This window comes from Alloalcanivorax venustensis ISO4 (genome assembly GCF_015356855.1).
Lineage (GTDB): Bacteria > Pseudomonadota > Gammaproteobacteria > Pseudomonadales > Alcanivoracaceae > Alloalcanivorax > Alloalcanivorax venustensis.
The window spans coordinates 1-17,153 of record NZ_ARXR01000003.1; the positions used below are offsets into that span (position 1 = coordinate 1).

General features: G+C 60.8%; 16 protein-coding genes and 1 tRNA gene. 11 read left to right on the forward strand and 6 right to left on the reverse strand.

The genetic code is table 11. The features are described from left to right. Positions 1–374: 374 nt before the first annotated feature. Complete coding sequence (gene yegS / locus ISO4_RS02210; RefSeq protein ID WP_194855016.1) at positions 375–1,295, reverse strand: lipid kinase YegS; 921 nt, start codon at positions 1,293–1,295, stop codon at positions 375–377. Positions 1,296–1,514: 219 nt separating this feature from the next. On the opposite strand from yegS, the gene ISO4_RS02215 reads away from it, so the two are divergent. Beyond that, positions 1,515–1,730, forward strand: a complete 216-nt coding sequence (locus ISO4_RS02215) for a DUF2061 domain-containing protein (protein WP_067612176.1) — start codon at positions 1,515–1,517, stop codon at positions 1,728–1,730. 76 nt (positions 1,731–1,806) lie between these two features. Beyond that, positions 1,807–2,493, forward strand: coding sequence for a TetR/AcrR family transcriptional regulator (locus ISO4_RS02220; RefSeq protein ID WP_142949020.1), 687 nt, complete (start codon positions 1,807–1,809; stop codon positions 2,491–2,493). 4 nt (positions 2,494–2,497) lie between these two features. On the opposite strand, the gene ISO4_RS02225 is transcribed toward ISO4_RS02220, so the two are convergent. The 5 genes from ISO4_RS02225 to ISO4_RS02245 all read right to left on the reverse strand — a co-directional run bounded on the left by ISO4_RS02225 (position 2,498) and on the right by ISO4_RS02245 (position 8,700). Next, complete coding sequence (locus tag ISO4_RS02225; protein ID WP_194855017.1) at positions 2,498–3,295, reverse strand: class I SAM-dependent methyltransferase; 798 nt, start codon at positions 3,293–3,295, stop codon at positions 2,498–2,500. 10 nt (positions 3,296–3,305) lie between these two features. Then, positions 3,306–3,890, reverse strand: coding sequence for a TetR/AcrR family transcriptional regulator (locus ISO4_RS02230; RefSeq protein ID WP_194855018.1), 585 nt, complete (start codon positions 3,888–3,890; stop codon positions 3,306–3,308). 36 nt (positions 3,891–3,926) lie between these two features. Continuing rightward, positions 3,927–6,713, reverse strand: a complete 2,787-nt coding sequence (locus tag ISO4_RS02235) for a valine--tRNA ligase (protein WP_194855019.1) — start codon at positions 6,711–6,713, stop codon at positions 3,927–3,929. A 75-nt stretch (positions 6,714–6,788) separates the two neighbouring features. Then, the gene (locus ISO4_RS02240; protein WP_194855020.1) at positions 6,789–7,214 is read right to left on the reverse strand and encodes a DNA polymerase III subunit chi; all 426 of its coding nucleotides are present in this window, start codon (positions 7,212–7,214) and stop codon (positions 6,789–6,791) included. 4 nt (positions 7,215–7,218) lie between these two features. Continuing rightward, positions 7,219–8,700 carry a leucyl aminopeptidase gene (locus ISO4_RS02245; RefSeq protein ID WP_194855021.1) on the reverse strand — a complete coding sequence of 494 codons (1,482 nt, stop codon included), beginning with the start codon at positions 8,698–8,700 and terminating at the stop codon, positions 7,219–7,221. A 45-nt stretch (positions 8,701–8,745) separates the two neighbouring features. Here ISO4_RS02245 and lptF point away from each other — a divergent pair, with 45 nt between their 5' ends. The 9 genes from lptF to ISO4_RS02290 all read left to right on the forward strand — a co-directional run bounded on the left by lptF (position 8,746) and on the right by ISO4_RS02290 (position 17,151). Next, positions 8,746–9,864 (forward strand): LPS export ABC transporter permease LptF, encoded by a 1,119-nt coding sequence (gene lptF, locus ISO4_RS02250; protein ID WP_255442476.1) that lies wholly within the window; start codon positions 8,746–8,748, stop codon positions 9,862–9,864. Next, a complete protein-coding gene (gene lptG / locus ISO4_RS02255) occupies positions 9,861–10,922 on the forward strand; it encodes an LPS export ABC transporter permease LptG (protein ID WP_194855022.1) in 1,062 nt (353 codons plus the stop codon). The genes lptF and lptG overlap by 4 nt, the downstream gene beginning before the upstream one ends. Before the next feature lie 76 nt (positions 10,923–10,998). Then, positions 10,999–11,085, forward strand: a tRNA-Leu gene (locus ISO4_RS02260). Positions 11,086–11,480: 395 nt separating this feature from the next. Continuing rightward, entirely contained in the window at positions 11,481–12,350 is an 870-nt protein-coding gene (locus tag ISO4_RS02265; RefSeq protein ID WP_185956922.1) for a metal-dependent hydrolase, read from the forward strand. Continuing rightward, the gene (locus ISO4_RS02270; RefSeq protein WP_204427021.1) at positions 12,351–13,367 is read left to right on the forward strand and encodes a BtrH N-terminal domain-containing protein; all 1,017 of its coding nucleotides are present in this window, start codon (positions 12,351–12,353) and stop codon (positions 13,365–13,367) included. It abuts the gene before it with no gap. Between the two features lie 79 nt (positions 13,368–13,446). Continuing rightward, complete coding sequence (locus tag ISO4_RS02275) at positions 13,447–13,908, forward strand: PaaI family thioesterase (protein WP_035451349.1); 462 nt, start codon at positions 13,447–13,449, stop codon at positions 13,906–13,908. Between the two features lie 43 nt (positions 13,909–13,951). Then, a complete protein-coding gene (locus ISO4_RS02280) occupies positions 13,952–14,347 on the forward strand; it encodes a PaaI family thioesterase (protein ID WP_067604878.1) in 396 nt (131 codons plus the stop codon). 49 nt (positions 14,348–14,396) lie between these two features. Continuing rightward, complete coding sequence (locus ISO4_RS02285; protein ID WP_138774260.1) at positions 14,397–15,947, forward strand: long-chain-fatty-acid--CoA ligase; 1,551 nt, start codon at positions 14,397–14,399, stop codon at positions 15,945–15,947. 43 nt (positions 15,948–15,990) lie between these two features. Continuing rightward, positions 15,991–17,151, forward strand: coding sequence for an acyl-CoA dehydrogenase family protein (locus ISO4_RS02290; protein WP_089033112.1), 1,161 nt, complete (start codon positions 15,991–15,993; stop codon positions 17,149–17,151). Positions 17,152–17,153: the final 2 nt, after the last annotated feature.

Sequence of the window (17,153 nt, forward strand, 5' to 3'; positions counted from 1 at the left end):
GGGTTTTTTATATTTAAGATACGATGATCTTCTGTCCCTACAAGGCCATGTGACCGCCGATGCTCCGAAGGAGCCAGGCGGAGGCGCCGAAGGCGTCGCGAAGCGATCGCGAGCAAGCTCGCGACCTAAAGTAGGTCATCTCCACGCACCACACCAATCTTCCCGGCAAAGCGACCTAAAGTAGGTCATCCCACGCCAAGCCTCCGCTACCGGCAAAGCGACCTAAGCAGGTCAGTAGGTCAGCCCCACTCCAAACCTCTCTGGAATCCTGCCGGCCGGCAGAGCCGGCCTTTCGCGGGCAAGGCCCGCTCCCACAAGCCCAGCTCCCACAAGGCCCAGCTCCCACAAAGCCAGACCTCGAGCCCGTCCTAAACCTATTTCTCCACCCCCATCATCGGACACTCCTCCCCAACCACCAGCCCCATCGCCCCCGGCAGCACCTTCAACTTAAACCGCTGATCCTTCAACGGCTCGCCATCCAGATTCAAATGCATCGGCTCCGGGGTCTCGATCTCCAGCTCGCTGACCCGTGCACGCACGAACAATCCCTCACGCTCGCCGTTGCCGTTGCCGTTGCCGTTGCCGCTGTTGAACAGCCCCCGCACGCCGGCGAGAAGATCCATATCCGAAGGCAGAATCGCGACATCCATCAGGCCGTCATCGATGCAGGCCTCGGGGCACAGCCGCTGGCCGCCGCCGGCCTGGCGGCCGTTGCCCAGCCCCAGGGCGAGAAATTCACCCTGCCACTCAAAATCAGGCCCCCGGAAATGCCCCTCCGCCGGACGCACTTCCGCGAACCGCGTCAGCCCGGTGAGCAAATAGGCGGCGCCGCCCAGCAGTTCTTTCAGATCCTCCGACGTCTGGGTGGTCACCTCGGTGCCGAACCCGCCGGTGGCCATATTGAGGAAATAGCTGTCGTTTACCTGGATCACGTCTACCGGTCGGGGCGGTCGGTCGAGCAGCGCCAGGGCTTCAGCGGGGTCTTCCGGTATGCCGGCGGCGGTGGCGAAGTCGTTGGCGGTGCCCATGGGGACTATGGCCAGTGCCAGGTCCGGCTTCCCGGACGCCATCATCGCCTGGGTGATGTCCCGCACCGAGCCGTCACCGCCCGCGGCGATGATGGTGCGGTAGCCCAGGGACAGCGCCTCGTCCACATAGCGTTCCGCGTCGCCGCCTTCCCAGGTGACTCTTACCGCCAGGTCCCAGCCGTCTTCCCGGCGGCTCATGACCGCTTCCCTGAGAGCCTGATGGGCCGCCTGTTTGCCGTGCAGAATCAGTAGCGCTTTACGCTCCATGTAAGAGTCCTTGGCTGGTGAATGGGGCGCCCCGAGGGGCGTGCTGCTAGCTTAGGCCGTGGAGGAGGAAATCGCACCCAGGCGACAGGTGCCTTTACAACAATTAACCGCTCCGCCCCGAAAGCTGAATAGAGAGGATCTATCGGCGCAATGAGAAAATGCGTGCTTTACCTATTTGTGAGAATGGATATCATTTACTCATCATCTAGGAGGTGCTCCATGGGTAAAACATTCAGCTTTGGCATCATGCATATCAGCATCGCCTTCCTGGTGGTTTGGGCGATGACCGGAGACTGGCGCATCGGTGGCGCCACCGCGCTGGTGGAACCCTGCGTGAACACCGTGGCGTACCACTTCCACGAGAAAGTCTGGAAGCGCCTGAAAAAGGGTAAAGGGTCGTCCGGTGGTAGCGGGGGAACGCTGATAGCGGCGTGATAGACTGCCTGTTTACGGCCCGGATGGCCTTGGTTAAGCTAGCCAGCCGGGTAAACAAAAACAGGGGAAAAATCACGTGCAACGCACACCGGAAGATCTGGACGCCATACGTCAGGTCGTCAATCAGGTCCTGGAGGCCCACGCGGAAGAGGAGGGCGGCCAGCGCTCCCAGGCGCGCGCGGAGATTCTGATCCACTCCATGTATGTGTTCGCCCAGCGCGGGCTGGCCAGGACCACCGTGCAGCACCTGCTGGACGCCGCCAAAGTGTCCCGGCGCACCTTCTACAAGTACTTCCGCAACAAGATGGACGTGCTGGAGAGCATCTACCGGATTTTTATCGATAACATGCTGCTGCACTTCCATCAGGAAATGCGCCAGGCCCAGTCGGTGAAGGAGATCATCACCAACACCACCGAGGTGTATTTCAATTACCACGTCAGCATGGGGCCGGTGATCAAGCTGATGATGGAGGAGGCCCGCTCCTCCAACTCGGCGCTGGCCCCACACCGGGTGCGTGCCCAGCAGATTGCCGCGGAAGTGCTGTCGTCGGAGATCAGCCGGCTGACCCAGCGGGACATGGAGCCGCTGGTAATGCGCACCATGCTCTGGATTCTGGAAAACTATTCCCTGTACATCTTCGAGAACGGCGAATTTTCCGCCCAGCGTCTGGAGCAGTGCCGCCGCACCATGATCGGCATCGCCGAATCGGTGGTGCTGGGCGCCGACGCCACTCCCGGCATGCTGGAGCGGCCACAGAGCTGAAGCGCTACTCCGGCTTGCGGAACCGCAGCGTCATGCGGTCACTTTCACCGATACGCAGATAGCGGTCCCGGTTCTCTTCCCCCAGCCGCAGGGTGGGCGGAAGGGTCCAGACCCCGGCCGGGTGCTCGGTATCGTCCGCCGGGTTGGCGTTGATACTGGCGTTGGCCTCCAGTTCGAAGCCCGCGTTCTCCGCCTGCTCAATCACGTACGCCTCGGTCATATAGCCGGACTCGATTTGCTCTTCCAGCGGCCGGCCGGCGGGGGCCCGGTGTTCCACCACCCCCAGCACGCCGCCCGGTTTCAGAGCCCGGAAAAAGCTTTCAAAGGCGGCCTCGGCGGTGCCGGCCTTGGCCCAGTTGTGCACGTTGCGGAAGGTGAGCACCCGGTCGGCGCTGCCGGCCGGCGCGATGTCGGTGTGCTCGGGCGGCCCCAGATGGGTGATTTTCACCTGGTCGTAGAGCGCCGGGCGGGCCGCCAGCTTCTCCTGGTAGCGCTGCAGGGCGCGCCGGTAGAAATCGACGCCGCTGTCGGCGGGAAACTGCGCCGCGTACAGGGTGCCGTGGTCGCGCAGCCAGGGCGCCAGAATGGCGGTATACCAGCCGCCGCCCCCGGGCCAGACTTCCACCACCGTCATATCCGGCTCGACCTGAAAGAACGCCAGGGTCTCGGCGGGGTGGCGATCGCCGTCGCGGCCGCTGTCCGCCTCGCGGTGGGGGCTTTCCAGAATCTGTTCCAGCGGCGCGGCCACGGCCGTGCCGGCCAGCCACAGAGTGGCGAGAGCAAAAAGCGTTGAGATGCGCATGCGGCCTCCTTCAGGCGTCGCCGGCGCGCAGGCCGCGCACCAGCACTTCCATGTAACTGACGGCCTGGTGCTCAAGCCGTCCTTCGCCGGTGAGCACCCAGGTGTAGGTGGTGCCCACCAGCAGATTCACCATCATCAAAATAGTGTCCCGGGTGGAAAGTGCAGCAAAGTAGCCGTCGTTACGCAGTTCGTTGAAGAAGGCGTCGGCCACCGGCAGGTTGTCTTCCACCAGGCGCAGATAGCGTTGTTGGATCGGGCCGAGAAACTCACCGGCTTCCTGGATCAGCAGCCGGGAGAAATCGCGCTCGCTTTCCAGAAAGCGGGCCACGGCGCGGCACACATTCTCCAGGCGCTGCAGCGGCGGCGCGCCGTTGAGCAGCTCGCCCAGCACCAGGTCGCGGATCGCGGTGAGGTTTTCCTCCACCACGGTGAGCAGCAGCGCGTCCTTGGACGGGAAGAAGCGGTAGATGGTGGCCTTGCCGACACCGGCGCGCTGGGCGATGGTTTTCACCTCCGCCCGGCGGAACCCCTGTTCGGCGAACACATCCCGGGCGGTGGCGAGTATGCGCGCCCGGCGCGGGTCATTGTCGGTCAAGGCCGTGCCTCCTGACGCGGCGTGCTCGGCGCGCGCCTAAAGATACTTGATCTTCTCCATCTGCTCTTCCAGACGGGCCTGTTGCGAGCGGTGGTCGTCCAGTTTCTCGCGCTCCTTGGCGACTACTTCGTCGGGGGCTTTATCGACGAAGTTGGGATTGCGCAGCTTGCTCTCGCCACGGGCCACTTCCTTGCGCAGCTTGTCGATCTCCTTGCCCAGACGCTCGATCTCCGCGTCCTTGTCGATCAGGCCGGCCATCGGCACCAGGATTTCCATGTCGCCGACCAGACCGGTGGCGGACGCCGGGGCGGAATCCTCGGCGTTCAGCCAGGTGATGCGCTCCAACTTGGCCAGCCGGCACATGAAGTTGTGGTTGGCGGCCAGGCGCTCGCGGTCGATGTCCTTGCCGTTGTGCAGGTACACGTCCAGCGCCTTGCCCGGCGGGATGCGCATCTCGCCGCGAATGTTGCGGATCACGGTGATCACCGCCTTGATCCACTCGATGTCGCTCTCCGCCTGGGGGGCCAGGCGCGCGCTGTCGCTGACCGGGAACGGCTGGCGCATGATGGTGGCATCGGCGCCCTCCGCCGCCGGCGTCTTGCCCGCCAGCGGGGCCACCTTCTGCCAGATCTCCTCGGTGATGAACGGCATGAAGGGATGCGCCAGGCGCAGAATCGCCTCCAGCACCCGCACCAGCGTGCACCGGGTGCCGCGTTTTTCCGCTTCGCTGTATTCGTCGCCGTAGAGCACCGGCTTGGACAGCTCCAGATACCAGTCGCAGTACTCGTTCCAGATGAACTCGTAGGCGGCGTGGGAGGCGACGTCGAAACGGAACTGGTCGAGCGCCTCGGTGACTTCGGTTTCGGCACGCTGCAGCGCGCTGACGATCCAGCGATCCGCCAGGGACAGGGTCACCTCGCCGCTGTCCGCGTCCAGGCCGCAGTCCTGGTTCTCGGTGTTCATCAGCACGTAGCGCGCCGCGTTCCAGATCTTGTTGCAGAAGTTGCGGTAGCCCTCGATGCGGCCCATGTCCCACTTGATGTCGCGGCCGGTGGAGGCCAGCGACAGGAAGGTGAAGCGCAGCGCGTCGGTGCCGTAGGCGTTGATGCCGTCCGGAAACTCCTTGCGCGTACGCTTGGCGATCTGCTTTTCCTTCTGCGGCTGCATCAGCCCGCGCGTGCGCTTTTCCACCAGGGTGTCCAGGTCGATGCCATCGATCAGGTCGAGCGGGTCCAGCACATTCCCCTTGGACTTGGACATCTTCTGGCCTTCCGCGTCGCGCACCAGGCCGTGGACGTACACCTGCTTGAAGGGCACCTGGCCGGTGAACTTCAGCGTCATCATGATCATCCGCGCGACCCAGAAGAAAATGATGTCGAACCCGGTGACCAGCACATCGGTGGGGTGGAAGGTTTTCAGCTCGTCGGTCTGTTCCGGCCAGCCCAGGGTGGAGAAGGTCCACAGCGCGGAGCTGAACCAGGTATCCAGCACGTCCTCGTCCTGGCTCAAGGGGCGGTCGCCCAGGTTGTGCTCGCGGCGCACCTCGTCCTCGTCGCGGCCCACATAGACGTTGCCGTCCTCGTCGTACCAGGCGGGAATCCGGTGGCCCCACCACAGCTGCCGGGAAATGCACCAGTCCTGCAGGTCGCGCATCCACGAGAAGTACATGTTCTCGTAGTTCTTGGGCACGAACTGGATGTCGCCGTTTTCCACCGCTTCAATGGCCGGCTTGGCCAGGGATTCCACTGCCACGAACCACTGGTCGGTGAGATAGGGTTCGATCACCACGCCGGAGCGGTCGCCGCGCGGCACCTGCAGGGTGTGATCCTCGACTTTCTCCAGCAGGCCCTGCGCGTCCAGATCGTCGACCACTTTCTTGCGGGCGTCGAACCGGTCCAGGCCGCGGTAGGCTTGCGGCGCGTTGTCGTTCAGATGCGCCTCGATGGTGAACAGGTTGATCTGCGGCAGATCGTGGCGCTTGCCCACTTCGTAGTCGTTGAAGTCGTGGGCCGGGGTGATTTTCACGCAGCCGGAGCCGAAGTCCGGGTCCACGTAATCGTCGGCGATAATCGGAATATCGCGGTCGGCCAGTGGCAAACGCACGGTCTGGCCGATCAGATCCTTATAGCGCGGGTCTTCCGGGTGCACCGCCACGGCGGTGTCACCGAGCATGGTTTCCGGGCGGGTGGTGGCCACCACCAGGTGCCCGGACCCGTCGGAAAGCGGATAGCGGAAGTGCCACATGTGGCCCTGTTCTTCACGGTTTTCCACTTCCAGGTCGGAGATCGCGGTGTGCAGCGCCGGGTCCCAGTTCACCAGACGTTTACCGCGGTAGATCAGGCCCTCGCTGTGCAGGCGCACGAACACTTCGCGCACCGCGTTGGACAGGCCGTCGTCCATGGTGAAGCGTTCCCGGGACCAGTCCACGCTGCTGCCCATGCGGCGCAGCTGCTGGGTGATGGTGCCGCCGGATTCCGCCTTCCACTCCCAGACCTTGTCCAGGAAGCGCTCGCGGCCCAGCTCGTGGCGGTCGGTGCCTTCCGCCGCCAGGCGGCGCTCCACCACCATCTGGGTGGCGATGCCGGCGTGGTCGGTGCCCACCTGCCAGAGGGTGTTGCGGCCTTGCATGCGGCGATAGCGCACCAGGGTGTCCATGATGGTGTCCTGGAAGGCGTGCCCCATGTGCAGACTGCCGGTCACATTCGGCGGCGGGATCATCATCGCGAAGGATTCGCCCTCCCCGGAGGGGCGGAAATGGCCTGCCTTTTCCCAGGTCTGGTACCAGGCCTGCTCGATGCTGTCGGGTTGGTAGGTTTTATCCATGATCTCCGCTGTCTTCACCGCAAAAACGAAGGGCGAATTATAGCGAAAGGGGGCGCCGCCGTCGCGCTCCGTGGTTCAGAGACGGTGGCTCTGAATCTGGAAGCCGCGGTCGCGGTAGAAGCGGAAACGGGCCCGGCCCGCCTCGCGCAGCGGGCCGTCACCGGTGATCATTTCCGCCACCCGCTGAAAACGGGTGGCGAAGTCCGGCACCTCCGGCGCCAGGTTGATCAGCACATCGTGGTGGTCGCCGGGGTCGTCGCCGTGCCCCACCACCACCGGCGTCTCTGCCATCGGCGTGTCCGCCGCCAGGTCGTGGGGCAGAAAGCCGGTGGCCGGCTGCGCCCAGAAGGCGGCATCCACCTCGCGGGCGTGGGCGTCGTCCCGGCAGTGCACATAAATGCGCCGGGACTGCCGCCAGGCCTTCTCCGCGATGCGGCGGGCGAGGGCGGTTTGCATGCCTTCGCCGGCCTGTTCGGTGATGTAGAACAGTATTTCCGTCAAGGGGTCAGCCTTTGCGCTCCGCCAGGTTAATCAGGTAGCGGGTCAGCATCGGCACCGGCCGGCCGGTGGAGCCCTTCTCCTTGCCGCCGCTGTTCCAGGCGGTGCCGGCGATGTCCAGGTGCGCCCATTTCACGTCGCGGGCAAAGCGGTGCAGGAAGCAGGCCGCGGTGATCGAGCCGCCCTTGGGGCCGCCGATGTTCTGCATGTCCGCGAACGGGCTGTCCAGCTGGGTCTGGTAGTCCTCCCACAGCGGCATCGGCCAGCCCCGGTCGCCGGTGTCCCGGCCCGCTTCCAGCAGTGCCTCGCTGAGGGCGTCGTCGTTGCTGTATACCGCCTGGGCGTGGCTGCCCAGGGCCATCACGCAGGCCCCGGTCAGGGTGGCCACATCGATCACCGTGTGCGGCTTGTGCTTCTGCTGCACGTAGGTGAGGGCGTCGCACAGCACCAGCCGGCCCTCGGCGTCGGTGTTGAGGATCTCCACGGTCTGGCCGGACAGGGTTTTGACGATGTCCCCGGGGCGGGTGGCTTCGCCGTCGGGCATGTTTTCCGCCGCCGCCACCACGGCCACCAGGTGGATCGGCAGCCCCAGCTCGCAGACGGTTTTCATCGCCCCGAACACGCTGGCGGCGCCGCCCATGTCGTACTTCATCTCGTCCATGCTGGCGCCGGGTTTCAGGGAGATACCGCCGGTATCGAAGGTGATGCCCTTGCCGACCAGGGACACCGGCTTGCCGGTGGCGCCCTTGTAGTCCATCACGATCAGGCAGCCCTTGCGGCTGCTGCCCTGGGACACGGCGCAAAACGCGCCCATGCCCATCTTTTCCGCCTGGGCGTGGCTGATCACCTTAACGGACAGCTTTTTCTCATAGTCCTTGGCCAGCTGACGGGCGCGCTTGGCCAGGTACTCCGGGTAGCAATCGTTGGGCGCCATATTGCCCAGGTCCTTGGCCAGCGCGGACCCGGCGGCCACCGCCTTGCCCACGTTGGAGGCCTTCTTCAGGCCGTTATTGCGTTCGGCCGCCCAGAAGGTCCACTTCTTCAGCGTCGCCGCCTTGGGCGCTTTGCTGCGGTACAGGTCGAACCGGTAGGCGGCTTCTTCCGCCACCCGGGTGCCTTCACGCACCTGCCATTCGGTGTCCCGGGCCACGGCCACCGAGCCCAGCACCCACACCGCCTGCTTGACCGGGCCGCGCTGCAGCGTGCGGCTCACCTGGCCGACCAGTTTCAGGAAGGCGTTGCCGTCCAGCTCGCTCTTGTCGCCGCAGCCGACCAGAAACAGGCGGCTGGCGGTCAGGCCCGGCGGCTGATGCAACCACGCGGTCTGGCCCTTGTCGCCGGAGAAATCTCCGGCCTTAATGAACGCCTTGACCGCTTCGCGTGTCTCATCGGGCAGGTTTTCAGGCAGGGTTGCGTCGCTGCTCAAGGGAAGAATCACGCAATCCGCTTTGATTTTTGCTAAAGCGGAATGGCTAATGGCGTACTCCATGCTGTCTCCTGAGTTACAATGCCGCACACTTTCAGTGCAGGTTAAGTGCGGGCGGGGCCGACGTTGATATTACACCGCTATATAAATCGACAGGTATTCATGACCACGGTACTGGTCACCTTCATTCTGGTGATGGTGCTGGTCAGTGGCCGCTTTATCAAGTACTTAGCCGAGGCCGCCGCCGGGCAGATCGCCGCGGACGCCCTGTTTCTGGTGATGGCGTTCCGGCTCCCCGAGTTCTTGCAGATGATCCTGCCGCTGAGCCTCTACATCGCCATCCTGCTGGTGTTGGGGCGCATGCACATGGACAACGAGATGGTGGTGCTGCGCGCTGGCGGGCAGGGCGACGGCCGGGTGGTCCGCTCACTGATTGTACCCGCCCTGGTGGCGATGAGCGTGATCGCCCTGTTCGCCCTCTACGTCACCCCGCAAGGGGACGCCGAGGTGAACCGCATCTTCGAGGAACAGAAGGGGCGCTCGGTGCTGGAACTGCTCACCCCGGGGCGCTTCCACGTCAAAGGCGACGACGACAATCAGCGGGCCACCTACGCGGAAAGCCTCAACCGTGAGGAAGGCGTACTGGAAAACGTGTTCGTGGCCGACGCCAGCTTCTCCAGCGAGGAGGCCGGCCGCCTGCTCACGGTCTGGGCGCGCAGCGGCAACCTGGTGCAGCAGGACGGTATCAGCTACCTGGAATTGACCGACGGCTACCAGTACCAGGGCAAACCCGGCGAAGCGGACTACCGGGAGGTGGCCTTCGAGAAAGCCCGCGTGCGCATCGGCAGCGAGCGCTCCAGCAGCCGCCCGCCCGAAGTGCGCGGTCGCTCCACCCTGGATCTGATCGATGACGGCGGCAACGAGGCCATGGCGGAGCTGGCCTGGCGCTGGTCGCTGGTGCTCACGGTGCCGATCATGTGTCTCGCCGCCGTGCCGCTGTCCCGGGTCAACCCCCGCCAGGGACGGTTCCTGCGCATGATCCCCGCGGTGCTGGGCTACATGCTTTACGTGGGGCTGTTGCTGACCATGCGCAGCTGGATCGCCGAAGTGCCCGGCAGCGAACGGCCCTGGTACTACTCCATGGGGCTGATCCACCTGATCGCCGGGTTCGCCGTCTTCATGCTCTACTTCGGTGACCGGCTCAAGCCGAGGAGGGCCCGCGCATGACCCTTCTCAAGCGCTATTTCTGGCGTTCCGTGCTGCTGCCGTCGCTGGCCATCGTGGCGATCATCGTCGGTCTGGACTGCCTGTTCAGCTTTATCTACGAGCTGGAGTTCCTGCGTGGCGGTTACCAGGTGATGCAGGCGCTGCAGTTCGTGCTCACCACGGTGCCGCGCCGCTTCCATGAATATCTGCCCATGGCGATTCTGCTCGGCACCCTGATCGGCCTGGGGCTGATGGCCAACAGTGGCGAGCTGTCGGTGATCCGCGCCGCCGGGGTGTCCACCCTGCAGGTCAGCTGGATGGTGCTGCGCCCGGTGATTTTCCTGATGCTGCTGTCGGTGCCGGTGGGCGAATATCTGGCCCCGTATACCGAGCAGGTGGCGCAGAGCAACCGCTCCCTGCAGGAGGGCGGCGGCGAGGCCCTGCGCAGCGAATACGGCTTCTGGCACCGGGAAGGCGACGAATTCATCCACATTAATACGGTGCAGCCCAACGGGGTGCTCTACGGCCTCACCCGCTACCGCTTCAACGACGATCACCAGCTGGAAGAGAGCCAGTTCGTGGAAAGGGCGATCTACCAGGGTGACCACTGGACGCTGCAGAACATCCAGGGCACCCGCTTCGGCGACGACCGCACCGAAACCTACACCGAAGGCGGCGGCCGCTGGGACACCAGCCTGACCCCGCAGCTGCTCAGCATCGTGGTCCTGGAGCCCCGGCGGCTGGCCATGGCCAAGCTGTGGAACTACACCCGCTATATGAAAGAGCAGGGGCTGCAAAGCGCGGACTATATGCTGGCGTTCTGGCAGAAACTGCTGATGCCGGTGGCCACCATCGGCATGGTGCTGATCGCGATTTCCTTTATTTTCGGCCCCCTACGCGAAGTCACCATGGGGCTGCGCATGGCCGCCGGCATCGTCGCCGGGCTGGCCTTCAACTACGGTCAGCAGTTTTTTGGACATCTGTCCCTGGTGTTTCGCACCGAGCCGCTGCTGGCCGCCGGGTTACCCCCGCTGCTGTGCCTGGTACTGGGCATCTGGCTGCTGCTGCGGGTGCGCTGAACGGCTGGCAATGTTGGCCGGGCTTGGTATACTCGCCGCCCGAGACAGCGGGTTCGCTGTCCAGCGGTAAGCCAAAGCCAGAGTGGTGGAATTGGTAGACACGACGGATTCAAAATCCGTTGCCCGCGAGGGCGTGCCGGTTCAAGTCCGGCCTCTGGTACCAAACATTATGTCGGGAATGGACTTCCGACGCAGCGTCGTCACTGGGATTTCCCTTTCTGGATTCGTTAGGACGCCCGTTCAACTTGCTCCTTCGACTAGCCAGTTGGGGCTGCTGCAAACATCCCCCTCTTCATCTGGTTGCAAGCCGGGCAGCCCTAATCGGTGGTTGCCCTCTCTCTTCCCTTGAACCGCACGACTACCTTGTCAAACGAAGAATCTGATTCCGCGGAGGTTTCGGCGCCCCACCGTGTGCGCTGCTGCTTCAAACGGCAGTGTCCTGTCACGGCAAAAGATAAATTAGCTTTAAGAAAAAGTTCTTATTGAGTTTTGGTTGGTTAACCAATAGCATCTTTGTAAACGTATACTTCATGCTGTAGTTCTCTAGAGGAGGTTCTGATGAGTGCAATCTCAATTCAGCCCCGTAAAGTAGATTTTGATGTGTCCTCTGTGCCGCGCCACTGGAATGGCGGTGATCCTGTGGTAACCCGTTTTTTTGACGCCTTGTCGGTGCATTTTCCCGAGGGTGAGCGGTTTTTTATCCAGTCGGTGCGCCATTTCCAGGATCAGGTGACGGACCAGCGCTTGCGTGAAGATATCCGCCATTTCATTCGTCAGGAGGGCCAGCACGGTATCGTCCATGATCGTTTCAATGACGTGATGGAGGCGCAGGGAATCGATGTCGATCAGATTACCCGCAACCTGCGTCGTTTTATTCGTACGACACAGAAATACATGCCGGAAAAGTATCAACTGGCGATGACCGCGGCTTTCGAGCATTTTACCGCCACTCTGGGCGAGGCGATGCTCAAGGATGAAACGGATATGTTCCGAGATGCGGATCCGGTAATGCGGGCGATGTTTCTCTGGCATGGTGTGGAAGAGGTTGAGCACAAGGCAGTGGCGTACGATGTATACCGAACCGCGGCAGGCGGAGGTTATTTGACTCGCGCTTCGGCCCTGGTGGTTGCCATGCTGATGGTGCACCTGGTCGTCGGACCGGTGTTCGTGAATATGTTGCGTCTTGACGGTGCGATGCGACGGCCGACGGTAGTGCTGCGTGGTCTAAACCGGCTCTACGGTCGTCGCGGTATTCTGACCCGCATGTTGCCCGAGTTTGTTGCGTGGTTCCGTCCGGGATTCCACCCCTGGGAAACGGGCATGCCGGAGAAAGTCGCGGCATGGTTGAAGGAGTACGGAGAGCATGGTGATCCGATGCGGGCATCGGCCGCCGTATATGAAACCGAGCCGGTGAGCGAGGCCGCCTGAATGGTCGGCGGAGAAGTGTCTGAAACGGCTGTAAGGCCAAAGATCGGGGCGCGTCACTGCCACAGGCCGGGCAGGCACTGTGGCAGTTCGGCCATCCGGGACTTGCTTGAGTTCCACGGCTTGGTGATGAGCGAGGCTTGCTGTTTTGGTCTTGGGGCCGGACTCGGCATTACCTATGTGGAGACTGCAGCCTCCAATACCCCTTTCATCGTGCATGTGCGTTCAATGGAATTCGAGGAAAAGGTATTCAATACTTTGGATGTTCCCTTTTCCTGGCGCAGCTATCGCGATCAACGGTCCGCCAATACGGATCTCAAACGGGTGCTGAATGAAAATCGACCCGCACTGTTGTTAACTGACATTTTCCATTTGCCCTACTTCCAAAGCAGCACACATTTTGCAGGGCACGCCATCGTGGCATGGTTATATGACGAGGAGCGGGACGAGGTGTTGGTCAGTGATACCGAACGCCCGGGATTGATCGCGGTATCTACGGCTGATTTGGCCGACGCACGCTTCTCCACTGCGCCCCCTTTCATTCATAACGGAAACCTGTTTGCCCCCGAAGCTATCAAAGCCAGCGTAACTCCGGAACGTATTCGGAGGGCTATCTTTGACAATGCCTATGCTCTGGCGAACGGCGATCGTTTTAGCGGTCTCGCGGCGCTGGATACTTGGATTGACCGGCTGTCACATTGGGCGGCTGACGAAAACTGGCGCTGGTCGTTGCGTTTTGCTTACCAGGTGATCGAAAAGCGCGGTACTGGGGGAGCCGGATTTCGTACCCTGTACGCCGATTTTTTGGAAGAGGCCAGTGCACGGCTTACCGTGGTGAGAGATGCGAAGTTAGTGGAGCTCATGCGAGGCGCGGCAGCGGCTTGGTCCGGCTTGGCGGCTGTTTTGAAAATGGCTTCCGAGGCAACGACATTTCCTTCCGGCGATATCGAGTTGGCTATTAATCGGGTTAAATCACACGAGTCGCGTTATGTGAAGTGTGTACTAGATGCTCTGGGCTGATTAGATAAAAGCGACCGGACCCGGAGCGATACACTGGCTCTTGAGTGAGCCAGGCCAATGGAAAGGGGGAAGCGATTCGATGTCAGATCGTTATTTAACCATGGCCAAGACCTTCTTTGGCACATCCCATCCCTTGTTCAACGCCTTCGGCGTGGAAGTGGAGGAAGTTGGCAAAGGGCGTGCCGCCATGAGCCTCTCCTGCCGTCCAGCGCTTTGCGATCGACACGGGGGGCTTCACCGAGGAGTTGTTGTCACGCTATTGGATACCAATTGCGGGTTGGCAATATTTTCCCGACTTGGTGACATGCGTCCGATTGCGACCATCGATCTGCGTGTGGATTTCATTCGCCCCGTACCCGCGGGGGAGGGAATCTACAGCGAGGTGGAGTGTTACGCGGTACGAGGTGATATCGCCTATGTGCGCGGACAAGGTTGCGCTTATTCCGATCATAACTTGCTGGCAACGGTATTCGGTTCGTTTGCCGTCGGTACTCTCGGGCCTGCATTCGATTCAGCCATGAAAGGGGAGGGGAAAGTATGAAAGAGCGATCGCTTTTGAATCGCCAGATGACGGGTTGGCCGACATGGCTCTGAATAAAGCGCAAAAAGAAATGCTTGAAAATACTCCATTTGTGGAGTTTCTAGGTCTTGAGGCGCTGACCTCTGATGAGGGGTTCTCTTGCCGGTTGTGCTTTCGAGAACAGCATATCGGTAACCCTCTGTTGCGTACCTTTCATGGCGGAATCCTCGCCAGTTTTGCCGAAATAACGGCAGCTCTCTATTTGATGGAATCGCTTAATCTAGTCGAAGAGCCGTTATGCAGTAGTATGACCTTTGATTATTTACGGCCCGCGTTTGCGGGCACAATTCGTGCCGAGCCTTGTATTGTCCGTGCAGGAAGACGTTTCGTAGTCGTTTCCGTCGACGTTTATCTGGATAAAACGCTTGTGTCAATCGGGCGCTTTATCTATAGCCGCTAAGTATTTTCAACTGGGGGCTGATGCTTTTTGAACCACCTGGGAGAATACCATGATCATATCGCAAACATTACGTCGTGCGGTCCAGCAAAATCCTGACGGCATCGCCACGATTTACAAAGATAGAAAGCGGTCATGGCGCGCTTTTGAGAATCGTGTTGCGCGCCTGGCCGCGGGCCTTCGCGCCTTGGGAGCGGAAAGAGGGAATCGCGTCGCGATCTTGTCACTCAATAGCGACCGCTACCTAGAATATTTTTACGCCGTGCCATGGGCCGGCGGGGCTCTTAATCCCGTCAATATCCGCCTGGCACCGCCGGAGATCGCGTACAGTCTGAACGATTCCGCATCGTCCATCCTGTTTGTCGATGATGCATTCAGCGACATGCTGTCAAAACTGCGGCCGCTGCTTGAGACCGTTCAACATGTGGTTTTCATGGGCGACGGTAGTTTACCGGACGGTTGTGTCGACTATGAGTCGCTTATCGCTGAATCCGATCCGATGCGGGATATCAGCGAAGGAGGGAGCGAGCTTGCCGGACTGTTCTATACCGGGGGGACCACCGGGCGGTCGAAAGGCGTGATGCTGAGCCATGACAACCTTGTCTTCAATGCGCTTAATGTGGTGCCGGAAATGGATTATGGGTCCGGCACGATCTACATGCATGCGGCTCCGATGTTTCATTTGGCCGATATGGCAAGCACTTTTGCCGTGACGCTAGCTGGTGGCACGCACGGCATCGTACCTCGTTTCGACATAGACGATGTGCTCTCTTTTATTGAGCGTGAAAGAGTTACACATGCCTTACTCGTGCCAACGATGATCAATCTGCTGGTGTCCTCCGGAAGAATAAAGGAATTCGACGTAAGTAGCGTCAAGCGCATGCTCTACGGAGCGTCGGCCATGCCTGAGTCAGTATTGATCAGCGCCATGAAGCAGATGCCGGACGCTCTGTTCGCTCAAGGGTATGGACAGACGGAGGCGTCACCCATCATCACCGCCTTGCCACCCGATTTCCATGTCCCTGGAGGCGACAAACTTCGAAGCGCGGGCAGAGCCGCGCTGGGAGTCGAGGTTGCCATTTTTGACAAGGATGATACCGAGCGGCCGAGATGCGAAGTTGGCGAGATCTGCGCCAGAGGTCCGAACGTCATGCTGGGTTATTGGGGAATGGAGGAAGCCTCCGCTGAGGCCCTGCGTAACGGCTGGTTGCATACCGGCGATCTCGGTTATATGGATGAAGACGGGTTTGTCTTCATCGTCGATCGCGTCAAGGACATGATCATCAGTGGTGGGGAGAATATATTCTCGGTCGAAGTTGAGAGTGCTATCTATAGTCATCCCGCGGTACAGGAATGCGCGGTGGTGGGGATTCCCCACGATGAATGGGTTGAAACGGTGCATGCAATCGTCGTGCCTCGCCAAGGCCATGTGCTCACGGAAGACGAGCTGTTGAGTCATTGCCGGGAGTTGATTGCCGGTTACAAACTTCCACGTAGTATCGAGTTCCGTAGTGAACCATTGCCGATAAGTGGCGCCGGCAAGATTCTCAAGAATGAGCTGCGTGCACCCTACTGGGAGCGGATGGGCCGATCGGTTACCTGATTTATCATTCTTGTCAAAACCACTTGCTTGGATGAGGAAAATTATGAACTTGCAATTTACGCAGGAAGAGCAGGAGTTTCAAAAGACGATACGCGCATGGATGCGGGAAAATATTCCTGAAGAGATTAGTCGTATTTCCGCGCTTGGCGAAATGCCGGAAAAATCGCAGCAACAGCAATGGGAGAAACGGCTCGGTAAACAGGGTTGGCTGGCGGTAACTTGGCCTGAACAATACGGAGGTCCGGGATGGACCGCGACACAGCGTTATCTTTTTGATCTTGAGAGGGCCATGGCTGGGGCGCCTCCGGTAAGTCCCTTCGGTGTCGCCATGGTAGGCCCTGTGATCTACACGTTCGGATCCGCGGAACAAAAAGAGCGATGGCTGCCCGGGATAGCCAGCGGCGAGACGCTTTGGTGCCAGGGTTATTCCGAGCCCAATGCCGGATCGGACCTCGCATCCCTTAAAACCCGCGCCGAGCGCAAACGGGACCATTACCTGGTCAATGGCCAGAAGATTTGGACCACCCAAGCGCATTGGGCGGACATGATGTTCTGTCTTGTCAGAACCGACCCCGATGCCAAGAAGCAACAGGGCATCTCTTTCCTGCTAATAGATATGAACACGCCGGGTATCGAGGTTCGTCCCATTTATACCATTGATGGGCACCATCACCTCAACGAAGTGTATTTCACCGATGTCAAGGTGCCGCTGGACAATCTGGTGGGGAAGGAGGGTATGGGGTGGACGATCGCCAAGTTTTTGTTAACGCATGAGCGCACAACGATCGCCGGCGTTGCCGACAGTCACTATGCATTGGCGCGCATGAAGATGGCTATTGACGAAGCTCCGTATTACATCGATAAGCAACAGGCGCGACGACGTGTGGCCGAGCTGGAAGTCGAACTGATGGCGTTGGAGTACACCAACTTTAGGACCGTTGCCGCGACAGACGAGGGCCGACCTTTTGGACCGGAGTCTTCCGGTCTCAAGATCAAGGGTACCGAGCTACAGCAGAAAATGTCCCAAGCGATGGTCGAGATGGGCGGGTTGATGTCGCTTGTCTGGGATAGTTCATCAGCGGTGGGTAATGAAAGCTTTAATCATTCCCCTCGTCGGTACAATTTTCTTCGTGCCTGTACGATTTATGGCGGATCGAACGAGATTCAGAAGAACGTGCTTGCCAAGATGCTGTTAGGTTTATGAGA